The 16161-nt window shown below is 60.4% G+C and carries 13 protein-coding genes; 6 read left to right on the forward strand and 7 right to left on the reverse strand.

The features are described 5' to 3' along the window. Positions 1-92 precede the first annotated feature (92 nt). Positions 93-698, forward strand: coding sequence for a DUF6338 family protein (locus ACZZ0G_RS23795; protein WP_463557750.1), 606 nt, complete (start codon positions 93-95; stop codon positions 696-698). Positions 699-825: 127 nt separating this feature from the next. On the opposite strand, the gene ACZZ0G_RS23800 is transcribed toward ACZZ0G_RS23795, so the two are convergent. Beyond that, positions 826-1725 carry a LysR family transcriptional regulator gene (locus ACZZ0G_RS23800; protein ID WP_150652518.1) on the reverse strand — a complete coding sequence of 300 codons (900 nt, stop codon included), beginning with the start codon at positions 1723-1725 and terminating at the stop codon, positions 826-828. 119 nt (positions 1726-1844) lie between these two features. Here ACZZ0G_RS23800 and ACZZ0G_RS23805 point away from each other — a divergent pair, with 119 nt between their 5' ends. Next, positions 1845-3212 (forward strand): MFS transporter, encoded by a 1368-nt coding sequence (locus ACZZ0G_RS23805; protein WP_463557751.1) that lies wholly within the window; start codon positions 1845-1847, stop codon positions 3210-3212. Between the two features lie 30 nt (positions 3213-3242). After that, a complete protein-coding gene (locus tag ACZZ0G_RS23810; protein ID WP_150795497.1) occupies positions 3243-4517 on the forward strand; it encodes a glucarate dehydratase family protein in 1275 nt (424 codons plus the stop codon). 104 nt (positions 4518-4621) lie between these two features. Here the strand turns inward: ACZZ0G_RS23810 and ACZZ0G_RS23815 are convergent, their stop codons facing one another. Continuing rightward, positions 4622-5506: a LysR substrate-binding domain-containing protein gene (locus ACZZ0G_RS23815; protein WP_463557752.1), complete on the reverse strand. Its 885-nt coding sequence runs from the start codon at positions 5504-5506 to the stop codon at positions 4622-4624. 157 nt (positions 5507-5663) lie between these two features. Here ACZZ0G_RS23815 and ydiJ point away from each other — a divergent pair, with 157 nt between their 5' ends. Further along, positions 5664-8690: a D-2-hydroxyglutarate dehydrogenase YdiJ gene (gene ydiJ, locus ACZZ0G_RS23820; protein WP_463557753.1), complete on the forward strand. Its 3027-nt coding sequence runs from the start codon at positions 5664-5666 to the stop codon at positions 8688-8690. Here the strand turns inward: ydiJ and ACZZ0G_RS23825 are convergent. Next, a complete protein-coding gene (locus tag ACZZ0G_RS23825) occupies positions 8623-9309 on the reverse strand; it encodes a paraquat-inducible protein A (protein ID WP_463557754.1) in 687 nt (228 codons plus the stop codon). The genes ydiJ and ACZZ0G_RS23825 overlap by 68 nt on opposite strands. Beyond that, a complete protein-coding gene (locus tag ACZZ0G_RS23830; RefSeq protein WP_463557755.1) occupies positions 9306-9902 on the reverse strand; it encodes a paraquat-inducible protein A in 597 nt (198 codons plus the stop codon). The genes ACZZ0G_RS23825 and ACZZ0G_RS23830 overlap by 4 nt, the downstream gene beginning before the upstream one ends. A gap of 216 nt (positions 9903-10118) precedes the next feature. Here ACZZ0G_RS23830 and ACZZ0G_RS23835 point away from each other — a divergent pair, with 216 nt between their 5' ends. After that, positions 10119-11288, forward strand: a complete 1170-nt coding sequence (locus tag ACZZ0G_RS23835) for a DUF1624 domain-containing protein (RefSeq protein ID WP_463557756.1) — start codon at positions 10119-10121, stop codon at positions 11286-11288. 250 nt (positions 11289-11538) lie between these two features. On the opposite strand, the gene ACZZ0G_RS23840 is transcribed toward ACZZ0G_RS23835, so the two are convergent. Further along, positions 11539-12930, reverse strand: a complete 1392-nt coding sequence (locus ACZZ0G_RS23840) for an aldehyde dehydrogenase family protein (RefSeq protein ID WP_463557757.1) — start codon at positions 12928-12930, stop codon at positions 11539-11541. Positions 12931-13033: 103 nt separating this feature from the next. On the opposite strand from ACZZ0G_RS23840, the gene ptrR reads away from it, so the two are divergent. Further along, positions 13034-13912, forward strand: coding sequence for a putrescine utilization regulator PtrR (ptrR, locus tag ACZZ0G_RS23845; RefSeq protein WP_463558884.1), 879 nt, complete (start codon positions 13034-13036; stop codon positions 13910-13912). Positions 13913-13939: 27 nt separating this feature from the next. On the opposite strand, the gene ACZZ0G_RS23850 is transcribed toward ptrR, so the two are convergent. Both ACZZ0G_RS23850 and ACZZ0G_RS23855 read right to left on the reverse strand, forming a co-directional pair. Beyond that, a complete protein-coding gene (locus ACZZ0G_RS23850; protein ID WP_463557758.1) occupies positions 13940-15505 on the reverse strand; it encodes an aldehyde dehydrogenase (NADP(+)) in 1566 nt (521 codons plus the stop codon). Next, positions 15502-16140, reverse strand: a complete 639-nt coding sequence (locus tag ACZZ0G_RS23855; protein ID WP_463557759.1) for a cysteine hydrolase family protein — start codon at positions 16138-16140, stop codon at positions 15502-15504. Before ACZZ0G_RS23855 ends, ACZZ0G_RS23850 begins: the two co-directional genes overlap by 4 nt. Positions 16141-16161 lie beyond the last annotated feature (21 nt).

A 16161-nucleotide genomic window follows, 5' to 3' on the forward strand; every position in this document is an offset into this window, starting at 1 on the left:
AGTTGCGCGCGAGGATTTGCAGTTGGGTGCACTAGGCTTTTGAGGGCTGGTGGATAGTCAGACCGGCACGACCTTTCAAGGAGCCTCGGATCATGGATGATCTGGTCAAAGAAGTTATTCCGCTGTTGCAGTATCTGATTCCCGGATTTTTGTCAGCGTGGATTTTTTATTCGCTGACGGCTTTCAAGCGACCCGATACGTTCGGGCAGATTGTGCAGGCGCTGATTTTTACGTTTGTGATTCAGGGAGCGGTGTTGGGGATTGGGGCAATGTGTTCGTGGGTAGGCTCGAAAGGCTTTTCTGTAGGACGTTGGGATGCCAAGGCCGAAACAATATGGGCATTCGTTGTGTCGGTGACGCTCGGGTTGCTTTCCTGCTATCTAGCCACGAATGACAAATTGCATGGCTGGTTACGCAGTCGAAATGTCACGAAACAAACTTCCTATCCCAGCGAGTGGTTCAGCATTTTTGCCCAGCATCATCGCCTGGTCACACTGCATTTGAACGACGAAAGGCGCGTGTTTGGCTGGCCCGTGGAGTGGCCACCGGAATCCAGCAGTGGCCAGTTCGTGATGCAGAATCCCTGTTGGCTGGATGCCGAAGGGGCAGAGGTGCCTTTTGGCGCTGAGTTTTTGCTGATAGATTCCGGCAAGGTCAAGTGGGTCGAATTCGGCCCGAAATCGGAGGTTTCGTTATGACAGCCAGAGCACCGCAGCCAATGCCAGAATGGGTCGCGCGTCGTTACACAAAAGATGGCAAGCCAGTGGCAAATGCTCAGCCCAGAGCGCCGAGCGCTCCACCGCCGCTGAAGGCCTAGTATTTTCCTTAGCCCCAACCCTCGGCCACCGCCCGGCGAATCGCTTCCAGCAACATCGCAAACGCCGGGTTGTCGTTGTTCTCCCGCCAGATCAGATGCAGCTCGCTCTGCACCCCTTCGCCCAGATCGATATCGCGAAACACCACATTCTTGAACACCACACTGGTGGCGCAACGCGGTACCAGCGCCAGACCCATGCCCGCATTGACCAGTGCCAGGATCGTCAACGATGAGCCCAGCCACTGCACATAATCCGGCGCGACCCGAGCCGAGCGCAGCATGCCGGTCAGCAATTCGTTGAACGGCGGATACGCGGCGTGGGAGTACATCAGGAACGGTTGCTTATCCAGATCACTGACCGCCACTTCAGCCGCCGTCGCCAATGGATGTGCGCTCGGCACCGCCAGTACAAACGGCTCGCGCACAAGACATTCGGTGGCATACCCCGGCTCCAATAACGGCGCGCGGGCAATGCCCAGATCAATCCGTCTCGCGCGCAGGGCCTCATGTTGCTGGTAAGTGTTCATCTCCGACAAATCGATTTTCACCTGCGGCTGTTTCAGGCGCGCTTCAGCGATGACCTTGGGCAGAAACTCGTACACCGCGCTGCCGACAAAACTGATGTTCACCGAACCAATGTCACCCTCGGCAAACCGTCGGGCGGTGACAGCCGCTTGCTGTGCACGCTCCAGCAGATTCTGTGCTTCGATGAAAAACGCGCGGCCGGCCGCCGTCAGTGCAACGCTGCGGGTACTGCGGGTGAACAGTTCGACACCGAGGTGATGCTCGAGCAATTGAATCTGCCGGCTCAGCGGCGGCTGCGTCATGTTCAGCCGTTCGGCGGCGCGACGGAAGTTGAGTTCGGTGGCGACGGTGGTAAAGCAGCGCAGTTGGGTCAGTTCGAACATTGATCTAATCCGGGTATCAATCGAATGCCAAGTTAGATTAGACGGGATCAATGATCGCCGTCCATGATCGGTCCATCGCTTTACGCCATCCCTAAAAAAAACAAGATCGGGAGTCGCCCTTGAAAACCCTCCAGAGTCCACTGGATGTCACGGTTCTCGCCCGTGCCGCCGCCAAGGTCAAGCGCCACGTGCTGCCGCTGTTCGTGGTGATGTTCATCGTCAACTACATTGATCGGGTCAACATCGGTTTTGTGCGCAGTCACATGGAAACCGATCTGGGCATCGGCGCGGCGGCTTACGGCCTCGGCGCCGGGTTGTTCTTTGTTGGCTACGCGCTGTTCGAAGTGCCATCCAACATGCTTCTGCAACGTTACGGCGCCCGCGTCTGGCTGACGCGGATCATGTTCACCTGGGGCGCTGCTGCCATGGCCATGGCGTTCGTCAAAGGTGAAACCAGTTTCTATGTGCTGCGCTTTATTCTCGGTGCGGCGGAGGCGGGGTTCTTTCCGGGGATCATTTACTACTTCACCCAATGGCTGCCAGCCTCCGAGCGCGGCAAGACCATGGCGGTGTTCCTCAGCGGTTCGGCGATTGCCTCGGTGATCTCCGGGCCGGTCTCCGGTGCGTTGCTGCACATCAGCGGCCTCGGCCTGCATGGCTGGCAGTGGATGTTCTTGATTGAAGGCGCGGCGTCGGTGGTGCTTTGCGGGTTTGTCTGGTTCTGGCTGCAATCTCACCCGCGTCAGGCCAAGTGGCTGACCGAGGAGGAGCGTGAAGCGCTGGTCAACGCCATTGCTGAAGAACAGCGTGCCCGTGAAGCGGTACAAGTGGCCAAGCCCTCGATGTTCAAGCTGTTGGCGGACCGGCAGATTGCGCTGTTCTGCTTCATCTATTTTTCCATTGCCCTGACTATTTACGGCGCGACGTTCTGGCTGCCGAGCATGATCAAGAAGATGGGCAACCTCGGCGACTTTCAGGTCGGCCTGCTCAACTCGATTCCGTGGATCATTTCGATTGTCGCCATGTACGGTTTCGCGGCGATGGCCGGCAAGTGGAAATTCCAGCAGGCCTGGGTGGCGCTGACGCTGGTGATCGCAGCGATCGGTATGTTCATGTCGACCACTGGTGGGCCGATCTTTGCCTTCGTCGCCATCTGCTTCGCCGCGATCGGTTTCAAGGCTGCTTCGGCATTGTTCTGGCCGATTCCGCAAAGCTATCTGGATGCCCGCATCGCCGCTGCGGTGATCGCGCTGATCAACTCCATCGGCAACCTCGGCGGCTTCGTTGCGCCGACAGCGTTCGGTTTCCTCGAAGAAACCACCGGCTCGATCGAGGGCGGTCTGTATGGCTTGGCGGCGACGTCGCTGATAGCGGCGGTGGTGATCTTCTTCGCCCGCACGGCGCCCGGTGCCAAAGGTAAAGCCCCGGCAAAGCCATTTGACGAGACCGCCGTTGTTGCGACGGCCAGCCCGGCCGCGAGCCATTGAATTGATTGTTGATCTGTCAGGAGCGTTATCTTGAAAATCACCCGCGTAACTGTGACCCCGATTGCCTTTCGTGATCCGCCGCTGCTCAATGCCAGTGGCATCCACGAACCCTTTGCCCTGCGTTCGATCATCGAGATCGAAAGCGACAACGGCTACATCGGCCTCGGCGAAAGCTACGGCGATGCCCCGGCGCTGGCGATTCAGCAGCAGTTGCAGTCACAACTGATCGGCCTCGATCCGTTCAACCTCAACCAGTTGCGCGCCATCGTGCAGGCCACCGTTGCCGCGAACAAACCTGCGAGCCTTGCCGGTGCCGAACTGGCCCCCGGTTCCCATGCCAGTAAAGCAGTGAGCAATGCCTATTCGGCATTCGAAGTGGCGTTCCTCGATTTGCAGGCGCATTACCTGAATGTGCCGCTGGTGGATTTGCTCGGCGGTGCTATTCGCGATGAAGTGCCGTTCAGCGCGTACCTGTTCTTCAAGTACGCGCAGCATGTCGATTCGCCCTACAAGCCGGATAACTGGGGCGAGGCGCTCAGCGAGCAGCAGATCGTTGCGCAAGCTGCGCGAATGATCGAGGCGTACGGTTTCAAAAGCATCAAGCTCAAGGCCGGGACATTGCCGCCGGAACATGAAGTGGCGTGCATCAAGGCGCTGAAAAAAGCCTTCCCCGGTTATCCGCTACGCATCGATCCGAACGGCAATTGGTCGCTGGAAACCTCGATTCGCATGGCCGAATTGCTCGGCGATGACTTGCAGTATTACGAAGACCCGACCCCGGGCCTCGACGGCATGGCCGAGCTGCACAAGCGCACCGGGCTGCCACTGGCGACCAATATGGTCGTCACCGATTTCGACGAGTTCCGCCGCAGCATCGCGCAAAACAGCGTGCAGATCGTCCTTGCCGACCACCATTACTGGGGCGGCCTGCGCGACACGCAGACGTTGGCGAAAATGTGCGATGTATTCGGCGTTGGTGTGTCGATGCATTCCAACTCACACCTGGGCATCAGTCTGATGGCGATGGCGCATGTCGCGGCGGCGGTGCCGAATCTGGATTACGCCTGCGATACGCATTACCCGTGGCAGGAGCCGGATGAAGAGGTGATCAAGGGCGGCAAACTGCCGATTGTCGATGGCTGCGTGAAGATCACTCGGGCGCCGGGGCTTGGGCTGGAGCTGGACCATGAGCAGTTGGGCAAGCTGCATGATCAGTACCTGACGTGCGGGATTCGCCAGCGTGATGATGTGCGGCAGATGCAGCGCTACAAGCCGGACTGGAAAGCCGTTAAACCGAGGTTTTGATGTCGTTCTCGCTGGCCTCTTCGCGAGCAGGCTCGCTCCCACAGGGGAAATGCATTCCAAGGTGTGGGAGCGAGCCTGCTCTCGAATGGCAGCGACTCATTCTTTCAGAGTGTATGCACCAGCCAATCCCGAAACGCTTTCAGCGACGGCAAATTCTCATTGCGCGGCGGATACACCAGGTAATAGCTGCGTCGACTGGTAATCGGCTCACCCAGTTGCAGCAACTCGCCATTCAACAACTCATCTTCAACCAGAATTCGCGGCACCAGCCCCACACCAATATTGGCCCGCACTGCCTGAATCAAGTGTGAGGTCATTTCAAAACTCGGCCCGATGCGCATGCTGCGATGCGGCAAACCTTGATGGCTGAACCATTCCGCCCACGCCTGCGCATTGCTGCTGACATTGAGCAGCAGTTGCCCGGCGATTTGCTGTTCGGCGTTATCGCGCTCGGCGGCGGACAGCTGCGCACTGGCGATCACCACCAGCTCTTCGGTGTGCAAGGGCAGGGCGCTCAGCCCCGGCCAGTCACCGCCACCGACGCAGATCGCCGCATCGATTTCGCTGGTATCAAAGTCGATGGCTTCGATCCGCGAATGCAAATGCACGGTCATGCCCGGGTGCGCGGTGTAGAAATCCTTGAGGCGCGGCAGTAGCCATTTCGAGCCGAAGGTCGGCAACGTCGCCAGGCGCAAGCTGTGAATGCCCGAGCCGAACGCCATGGCCTGCAGCGTCGCACTGCGAATCTGCCCGAGCGCTTCGGCGAGCTCGCGCTGATACATGCGCCCGACATCGGTCAACACCACTTGCCGGCCTTCGCGAGTGAACAGGCGCATGCCCAGCATCTTCTCGAGAATCTGTACCTGACGGCTGACCGCACTTTGCGTCAGCGACAATTCATGGGCGGCGCGGGTGTAGCTTTCGTGGCGCGCGGCGGCCTCGAAAGCCAGCAATAACGACATGGAAGGGGTGAGCGTGCGCGGATTCATTCGTAAAAGTCATCAATAGCGGGTCGAATTTACGGTTGTCCCGGCGTTCGCCAGCAATGAACATGGGCACCATGAGATGGCGGAGCCTGACGCAATCATTCGTTGCGTACAACTGTTCACCGCCACACGGCCCGATTTGACCGAGATAACCTGACCGATGATTGCCCAGCTGTCCCCCGCCAAAGCCCTGACCAGCGATTACCAACAATTCCTCAACGCCCTGAAGGACAGCGGTTTTCGCGGTGAAATCAGCGCCGATTACGCCAGCCGCGTGGTGCTGGCGACGGACAACTCGATCTATCAGCGCCTGCCGCAAGCGGCGGTGTTTCCGCTGGATGCCGAGGACGTGGCGCGGGTCGCACGACTGATCGCCGAACCGGCGTACCAGCAAGTGGTGATCACGCCGCGCGGTGGCGGCACCGGCACCAACGGCCAATCGCTGACGGACGGCATCGTCGTCGATCTGTCGCGGCACATGAACCGCATCCTCGAAATCAATGTTGAGGAACGCTGGGTGCGCGTGCAGGCCGGGGTGGTCAAGGATCAGCTCAACGCCGCGCTGAAATCCGCCGGGCTGTTTTTCGCTCCGGAACTGTCGACCTCCAACCGCGCCACCGTCGGCGGCATGATCAACACCGACGCCAGTGGTCAGGGCAGTTGCACCTACGGCAAGACCCGCGACCATGTGCTTGAGCTCGATATGGTCCTGCGCGGTGGCGAGCGTCTGCACGGTTTGCCCCTTGAGGAAACTGAGCTTGAAGCACTGTGTGCCCGCGAAGATCGCGTCGGTGAAGTCTATCGCTGCGCGCGGCAGATCATTGATGAGCAGGGTGACCTGATCAAAGAGCGTTTCCCCGATCTCAACCGCTGCCTGACCGGTTATGACCTCGCGCACCTGCGTGAGGCGGATAACCGTTTCAACCTCAACAGTGTGCTGTGCGGTGCTGAAGGCTCGCTGGGGTTTGTCGTCGAGGCGCGGCTGAACGTGTTGCCGATTCCCAAGCATACGATGCTGGTGAACATCCGCTACGCCGGGTTTATGGACGCCTTGCGCGACGCGCGGGCCTTGATGGCGCTCAAGCCATTGTCGATCGAAACCGTCGACTCGAAAGTCTTGCTGCTGGCGATGCAGGATATCGTCTGGCACGGCGTCGCCGAGTATTTCCCGGAAAACGCCGAGCGCCCGACTTTGGGCATCAATCTCGTGGAGTTCTGCGCAGACGACCCCGAGGAATTGCAGCTCCGGGTCGAGGCGTTCGTCGACCACTTGAGCAGCGACTGCACGGTTGAGCGTTTGGGCCACACGCTGGCGGTCGGTCACGCCGCAGTTAACAAGGTCTACGGCATGCGCAAACGTGCGGTGGGCCTGCTCGGCAACGTCGCCGGAGAAGCGCGACCGCAGCCGTTTGTCGAAGATACTGCCGTGCCACCGCAGCACCTGGCCGAGTACATCGCCGAGTTGCGCGAGCTGCTCGACAGCCACGGTTTGCAATACGGCATGTTTGGTCACGTCGATGCCGGCGTGCTGCACGTGCGGCCGATTCTCGACATGAAAGATCCGCAACAAGCTGCATTGGTGCGTCCGGTGTCCGATGGCGTTGCCGCGTTGACTCAACGCTATGGCGGCCTGCTGTGGGGCGAACACGGCAAAGGCCTGCGCTCGGAATATGCCCCGGCGTTTTTCGGTGAGTTGTATCCGGCGCTACAAGCCTTGAAGGCCGCGTTCGACCCGTTCAACCAGTTCAACCCGGGCAAAATTGCCACCCCGGCCAACACCGACGCGGCGCTGCTGAAAATCGACGAAGTCACTTTGCGGGGTGAACTCGATCGGCAGATCGACGAAAAAGTCTGGCAGAGCTACGGCGCGGCCATGCATTGCAACGGCAACGGCGCCTGTTACAACTTCGACCCCGACGACGCGATGTGCCCGTCGTGGAAAGCCACCCGCGAACGGGCGCAATCGCCCAAGGGCCGCGGCTCGTTGATCCGCGAGTGGTTGCGTTTGCAGGGCGAGGCGGGTGTCGACGTGTTGTCCGATGCCATCCGCAAACCGGCGTTTTTCAGCTCGTTGTGGCAGCGCTGGCGTAACAGCCGTTCAGCTTCTGCAGACTTTTCCCACGAAGTCTACGACGCCATGGCCGGTTGCCTGGCGTGCAAATCGTGCGCGGGGCAGTGTCCGGTCAAGGTCAATGTGCCGGAGTTTCGCTCGCGCTTTCTTGAGCTTTATCACAGCCGTTATCTGCGCCCGGCGCGGGATTATCTGATTGCCTCGCTGGAATACAGCCTCCCGTACATGGCGCGGATTCCGGCGCTGTACAACGGTTTGATGGGCGCTTCCTTCGTTCGCCGCAGCCTGGAACGGGTCGGCGGCATGATCGACGTGCCGTTGCTCAGTCGGTTCGATTTCCATGCGGCGATGCGCCGTTGGCAGGTGCAACCGGCGACGGTGTCGACCCTGTCGGCGCTGACCGAGGCGCAACGTGAGCGCACTGTTGTCATCGTGCAGGACGCCTTTACGCGTTACTTCGAAGCGCCGCTGTTGGCCGATCTGGTCGAATTGATTTCGCGCCTCGGCTATCAGGTGTATCTGGCACCGTTCAGCGCCAACGGCAAGCCAATGCATGTGCAGGGCTTCCTCTCGGCGTTCAACCGCGCGGCGTTGCGCAATGCGCGGCAGTTGCGTGAATTGGCCGATGTGGGCGTGCCGTTGCTGGGGCTCGATCCGGCGATGACGTTGGTGTATCGCCAGGAATATCTGAAAGTTCCGGGGATGGAGCAATGCCCGGAAGTGGCACTGGTGCAGGAGTGGTTGCTCAAGGTCATGCCGGAGCAGGCGGCCCAGGATAAAACCGCAGCGTTCCGCCTGCTCGCCCATTGCACCGAGAAAACCAACGCCCCGGCCGCCACCCGTCAGTGGGAACAGGTGTTCGAACGAGCAGGATTGAAGCTGGCCACGCAAGCCACCGGTTGCTGCGGCATGTCCGGCACGTATGGCCACGAGGCGCGCAATCGCCAGACTTCGGCGGTGATCTACGAGCAGTCGTGGGCACGTCAGGTAGCGGCGCCGGCAGAGCAGGGCGAAGCGCTGGCGACCGGTTATTCCTGCCGCAGTCAGGTCAAGCGCCAGTCGGATCAGGCACTGCGCCATCCGTTGCAGGTGCTGCTGGAGGTTCAGCGTCGCTGAGGGATTCGTCCGTGTCCTTGTCCCAGATCAGGCGCGGGTCGAAACTCATCGCCGCGAGCATGGTGAACACCACGACCAGGCCGAAAAACAGAATGCCCGGTCGTGGCTCGATATCGCCCAGCGCCTGAAACTTCACCAGCGCCGCGACCAGTGCGACCACCAGCACGTCGAGCATCGACCAATAGCCGATCAGTTCGACGAAGCGGTACAGCTTCGAGCGCTCCTTGCGTGCCCAGGCGCTGTCGCGTTGCACGGTCATCAGCAGCAACGTCAGGGCGACGAACTTGATCCCCGGCACCGCGATGCTGGCGATGAAGATGATCAGGGCGATGTCCCACGCGCCAGCCTCCCAGAACTCCAGCACGCCGCTCATGATCGTGCTGTCGGCGCCATTGCCGAGCATCACCGTATTCATCACCGGCAGCAGATTGGCCGGCACGTAAAACGCCAGAGCGGCGAACATGTAGGCCCAGGTGCGCGTCAACGAGTTGGTCTTGCGTCGGTGCAGCGGCGCATCGCAGCGCGGGCACTCGTGCGGCTCGTCGGTCATGTCGCAAGCCAGCCCGCAGCTGTGGCACAGGCACAGATTGAGTTCGCTGGCGGTCGGTGGTCGCTTCATAGAATGTCCCAGAGGTCGCGGATGTCGCGGCCGGCAATGCGGATCATCATCAAGCTCAGCGCGGCCAATGCAAACAGGCCGATGCCGGGCAACACATCGAGCAGGCCGGCCAGTTTGAACACCGCCACCATCGCCCCCAGCAAACATACTTCGAGCATGCTCCACGGGCGCAAGGTTTCCAGCCAGCGCATGCACACCTTGAAGCCCGGTGCACGTTGCCCGCCGAGGGCAAAGCTCAATACCCAGGTCAACAAAACCAGTTGGAACGCCGGGGCAATGATGATCGCGATGGCCGCCACCATGGCGATGAAGGTAATCGGCCCCTGACTCAGCGCCAGCACCGAGTCCCACAGCGTCGCGCTGTTTTTCAGACCCTTCATGCTGATGCTCATCACCGGGTAGAAGTTGGCAAACAGCCACAGCACCGCCGCCGTGAACGTCAGCGCCAGACGCTGTTCGACGGTCAAACCGTTGAAGCGCTGGAGCACGCCGCCGCAACGCACGCAGGTGGTTTTCTGATGTTTGGCCAGCACGACTTTTTCGTAAACGCAATCGCAGTGCTCGCAGATGATCAGGTGTTCGGTGTTGACCATGGACAACGCTCGACAGCAGGCCGAAAGGGCAGGGGACTTGATCACTATAGAAGCCTGAGGCTATTGGGCAACTTGTGCGTCTGGATCAACGAGCGTTTTTTGAGAATCACTATCGATTGAGCTTGGGTTTTTGCTGTTTATTGTTATAAGGTAACGCGAATTTTCAGGGGTGGTCCTTGTGCCATCCGGTGTTATCCCTTCGATTGCGAAACGCTCATGACGATTGTGCTTCCTCGTTCTGCCCCGTTGACCACTGGCCGGCTGCTATCCATTGACGCCCTCAGAGGCCTGGTGATTCTGTTCATGCTGCTGGACCACGTGCGTGAAACCTTTTTGCTGCACCGCCAGGTCAGCGACCCGATGGACATTGCAAGTACCGAACCGGCGCTGTTTTTCAGTCGCACCCTGGCGCATCTGTGCGCGCCGGTGTTTGTACTGTTGACGGGATTGTCGGCGTGGTTGTTCGGCGAAAAATACGCGGGCAAGGCCGATGTCAGTGCGTTTCTGTTCAAGCGCGGTCTGTTTCTGGTGGTGCTGGAGTTCACGCTGGTGAACTTCGCGTGGACGTTCCAGTTGCCGCCGAGCGTGATTTATCTGCAAGTGATCTGGGCGATCGGCTTGAGCATGATCGCCTTGTCGCTGCTGGTGTGGCTGCCACGCTGGCTGTTGCTGACGTTGAGCCTGACGATCATCGCCGGACACAACCTGCTCGACGCGGTGCATTTTCCAGTGGAGTCGGCGCTGCATGTGCCGTGGGCGATTTTGCATGATCGCGGCTGGATCGAAGTCAGCGACACTCTGCGTCTGCGCACCTCGTATCCGTTGTTGCCATGGATCGGAGTGATCGGTCTGGGCTATGCGCTTGGGCCGTGGTTTGCTCGCTGCGTTGAAGCGGGTTTGCGGCAGTGGCAACTGCTGATCGCGGGTAGCGCCGGGCTGCTCGGTTTTGTCGGGCTGCGGCTGATTAATGGTTATGGCGAAAAACCATGGGCCGTGGGCGAGACGTCGGTGCAAACCTTGATGAGCTTTTTCAACATCACCAAGTACCCACCGTCGTTGCTGTTTATCGCGCTGACCGTGAGCGTCGGGCTGTTGCTGCTGCTGGTCTTCGAGCGTGCGCAGGGCCGTCGCTGGATTCGCTGGTTGACAGTGTTCGGGTCGGCGCCGATGTTTTTCTATCTGCTGCATCTGTACGCGCTGAAGGTGTTGTACCTGATCGGCGTGGCCCTGTTCGGGCTGAATCAGGGTAGCTATTTCGGTTTCTCGTCAGTGACGGCGATCTGGCTGGCGGCAGCGCTTCTGTTGATTGCGCTGTTCCCGGCTGTGCGCTGGTTCTCGGCATTGAAGGCCCGGCGCCGCGATATCACTTGGCTGAAATACCTGTAGGCAGCCGATTGTGGGAGCGAACCTGCCCGCCATAGCGGTGGGTCAGTGGCAATCAAGCTGCTTGACCTACCGCCTTCGCGAGCAAGCTCGCTCCCACATTTGATGCGGTTGAATCAGTTGAATTGACGTAGCGCAACCCCCTGTGGGAGCGAGCTTGCTCGCGAAAGCGGTGGACCAGCAACAGACTTGTTGGCTGACACGCCGCAATCGCGAACAGGCTCACTCCTACAAGGGATGTCTTGTGCCTGGATTATTTGCGATCCAGCCACACGGTCTGCGCGTTGCAGAACTCGCGTACGCCGAAGTGCGACAGCTCACGGCCGAAGCCACTTTTCTTCACGCCACCAAAGGTCACGCGCGGGTCACTGGCGGAGTAGCCGTTGATAAACACGCCGCCGGTGTCCAGTTCGCTGGTCAGTTGCTGGGCCAGTGCGACGTTGGCGGTGTAGATCGTTGCGGTCAGGCCAAACTCGCTGTCGTTGGCCAAGGCCACGGCATGCGCGCAATCGCGAGCGGTGATGATCGAGGCGACCGGGCCGAACAGTTCCTGTTTGAACGAGGTCATGCGGTCGGTGACATCGGCCAATACTGTCGGCTCGTAGTAGTTGCCCGGACCTTCAGACTTGCCGCCGCCGAGCAGCAGGGTGGCGCCTTCTTCCAGGGTGTCGCGCACTTGCTGGTCGAGTTCGTCACGCAGGTCGAAACGCGCCATCGGGCCGATGTAAGTCTCGGCGGACAACGGATCGCCGACCTTCAATTTACGCGTGGCCTCGACGAACTTGCGGGTGAATTCCTCAACCACGCCTTCTTCGATAATCAGCCGTTTCGCAGCGGCGCAAACCTGGCCGGAGTTCTGGTAGCGACCGATGACCGCCGCTTGCACGGCTTCGTCCAGATCGGCGTCGTTGAGCACGATAAACGGATCGGAGCCGCCGAGTTCCAGCACGCATTTCTTCAGCGCGGCGCCGGCCTGAGCGCCGATCGCCATACCCGCACGCACACTGCCGGTCAGCGTTACAGCGGCGATGCGTGGATCGGCAATCGCGGTGGAAACGCCTTCCGGAGTGACGTTGATTACCTCAAAAACACCCTCGGCGAAACCGGCGCGGGTGAAGGCGTCGCGCAACAGATAGGCGCTGCCCATAACGTTCGGCGCATGTTTGAGCACGTAAGTGTTGCCGGCGATCAGCGCCGGAACGGCACCGCGCAGCACTTGCCAGATCGGGAAGTTCCACGGCATCACCGCGAGAATCGGGCCGAGCGGCCGGTACTCGATGCGCGCCTTGCCGCCTTCAACTTGAGTCGGTTCGGCATCGAGCATCGCCGGACCGTGTTCGGCGTACCACTCGCAGAGCTTGGCGCATTTTTCGATTTCGCCGCGAGCCTGGGCGATCGGCTTGCCCATTTCCTGGGTGATCATCGTGGCCATGGCTTCGCTGGTTTCACGCAACGCACCGGCGAGGGCAGTCAGTAAGCGCGAGCGATCTTGCAACGGCTTGCGCTTCCACTTGCCAAAGCCGTACGCGGCGCGGGTCAGTGCGGCGTCGAGGGCGGCGGCGGATTCAAACGCGTAATGACCGATCTGCTCGCCGTTGGCGGGGTTGATCGAAATGGCGTGGGTCTGGCTGGAAATCTGGCTCATGGCGTCGTCCTGCAGGTTCGTCGGATGAGCCTAGAGTAGGGTGGTGTTTGTTTTCTGGAAACTGAATAGTAAAGATCGTTTCTTTCACGAATGGAGAATGACTGTGGATCTGGTGCAGCTGGAAATCTTCAAAGCCGTTGCCGAACACGGCAGCATCAGCGCCGCCGCCGCGCAGATTCATCGCGTGCCGTCGAACCTCACCACTCGGATCAAGCAGCTTGAGCAGGATCTGGGCGTTGATCTGTTTATCCGCGAAAAAAGCCGTTTGCGCCTGTCCCCGGCCGGGTGGAGTTTTCTCGAATACGCGCGGCGCATTCTCGATCTGGTGCAGGAGGCCAGGGCCACGGTGGCGGGCGAAGAACCGCAAGGCGCATTTCCCTTGGGTTCGCTGGAAAGCACAGCAGCCGTGCGCATTCCCGAATTGCTCGCGGCGTACAACCAGTTGCACCCGAAAGTCGATCTCGACCTGTCCACAGGGCCGTCCGGCACCATGATCGACGGTGTGCTCTCCGGGCGTCTGGCCGCTGCATTCGTCGACGGCCCGGTGTTGCATCCGACGCTGGAAGGCGTGCCGGCGTTCGAAGAGGAAATGATCATCATCGCGCCGCTCAATCATGCCCCGGTCACGCGCGCGGCGGATGTGAATGGCGAGAATATCTACGCCTTTCGCTCGAACTGCTCCTACCGTCACCACTTTGAAAAATGGTTCAGCACCGATGCCGCTGCACCGGGCAAGATCTTTGAAATGGAGTCGTATCACGGCATGCTCGCCTGTGTCAGCGCCGGTGCCGGTCTGGCGCTGATGCCGCGCAAAATGCTGCAGAGCATGCCTGGGAGTGCGACCGTCAGCGTCTGGCCATTGGCGGCGGATTTTCGCTATCTGACCACTTGGCTGGTGTGGCGACGGGGCACGGTGTCGCGCAGTCTGAGCATGTTTGTGCGCTTGCTGGAGGAGCGCGGGGTGGTGCGGGCAGATTCGTGATCGCGTCTGCCGCGCACCCGATCGCCGTTATTGCCCGTCGACGCTGCGCGGCAGATTCAGCGGATTCCCTTCGCGCAACACGTCGGGCAGTAGCTCATCCGGAAATCCCTCATACGCCACGGGCCGCAAGAAACGCTCGATCGAGGTCATACCGACCGAGGTGAAACGGCTGTCCGAAGTCGCCGGAAACGGTCCGCCGTGCACCGTGGCGTACGTCACTTCCTGTGGATGTGCAAAGGCGTTGACCACGATGCGTCCAGTGCGCCGTTCGAGGATCGGCAGTAGGTGCCGAGCCAGTTCCAGGTCTGCATCTTCAAGATGAATGGCAGCGCTGAGCTGGCCCTTGAACGAGCGGGCGACCGCCAGCAGTTCAGCTGCATCGTTGACCGATACCAACAGTGCCGATGGGCCGAACACTTCATGGGCCAATACCGGTTCGCTGAGCAAATGCTGCCCCTCGATTTCCAGCAAGGTCGCACGCCCGGCGAATGTGGCATTGGCCGGCGTGCCCACAGCGATCACCTGCGCGCCGGCACCTTCCATCTCCGCCAGACCTTCGATGTATGCGCCATGAATGCCCGGTGTCAGCATCGCCCGCGCCGGTGCCTCGCTGACCCGTTTGCGCATGGCGTTGCGCAGTTCTTCAAACCCCGCACCGCGGATGGCAATCAGAATCGACGGACACAAACAGGCCTGCCCGACGTTGACCAGCATGCGCTCGATAAAGCCATCACCGATTTCGGCGCCACGAGCCGCCAGCGCCTCGGGCAGGATGAAGGTCGGGTTGACGCTGGTCATCTCGGTGAAGACCGGGATCGGATCAGGGCGCAATTGCGCGCGGCGATAGAGCGCCATGCCGCCCTGTTCGGAGCCGGTGAAGGTCACAGCCTTGATCAACGGATGATCCACCAGTGCTTCGCCAATGGCATTGCCGCCGCCACGCACCATTGAAAAAACGCCTTCGGGCAAACCATGCGTCTGCACGGCTTTGCGAATGGCGCGGGCTTGAATTTCCGAGGCGCCAGGGTGGGCGTTGTGTGCCTTGAGAATCACCGGCGCCCCGGCCGCCAATGCCGACGCGGTATCGCCACCCGCCACCGAATAGGCAATCGGGAAGTTGCTCGCGCCGAAAATCGCCACCGGGCCGATGGCGATTTTTTGCAGGCGATGATCCATCCGTGGGCGCGGCTGACGTTGGGGTTGCGCCGGGTCGATGGCCAGGTGCAGAAAGCGGCCGCGGCGCACCACGTCGGCGAACTGGCGGAACTGGGTTGCGGCCCTTAAAGCTTCGCCCTCAAGCTGAGCTTCGGGCAGTCCGGTTTCCAGTGCCGCGCGTGCGGCCAGTTCGCCGCGCACTGCGTCGAGGTTGTCAGCGATGCTCTCGAGAAACGCGGCACGTTCGGCCAGCGAGGTGTGGCTGTAGCGGTCGAATGCCGCGTCGGCGAGAGTGACTGCCTGATCAACCTGCGCGGCACCGCCGAAGGCGAAGTCTGGTTCGATTAGCTGAGAGCTGGCCGGGTTCAGCGCTTTCATCGTGCCTTCGGTGGCGGCGACATCCGTCGCGCCGATCAGCAAATGGCCGGTCAGACTCATTGCGCTTCACCCTGAGACTTGAGGTTGGCAATCAGTTCGTCCGTGCTGGCAATGACGTGAGCGAATGTCGGGCCGTTGAGTTCGTGGGCGGCGTGCATCATTTCTGCTTTGAAGGCAGCTGTTGCATCGCGGACCAGGGTGACGTGGTAGCCCAGTTCCGCGGCATAGCGCGCGGTGGCTTCGATGCAGGTGTTGGCCAGCAGGCCGACGATGATCACGTGGGTGACGCCTTGCTGTTTCAGGCGGAAATCCAGGTCGGTGTTGGCGAAACCACTGGAGCCCCAGTGTTCCTGAACCACGATATCGCCGTCCTTCGGGGCAAAATCCGGGTGCCATTCGCCGCCCCATTCGCCCCGGGCAAAATGATGCATGTGCATGATTTTGCATTGCGTCGGGGTCGGGTGATCCCAGGTTTCGTAGTCGCCTTTTTCCCAGCGATGATGGGGTACGATGACCACCGGAATCTTCAGGTCGCGCACCGCTCGATCAAGTTTGCGCAGGTTATCGAGCAGGCCGTTCTGTTCAGCCATCGGTTTGATCAGCGGGAAGATCTTGCCGCCGTCCGAAAGAAAATCGTTGTACGGATCGACCAGCAGATAGGCGGTTCTGTCCAGCGGGTAGGGGGTATTCGACATGGCTGTTTGCTCCGGCAATGG

This window comes from Pseudomonas sp. AC169, assembly GCF_979258515.1.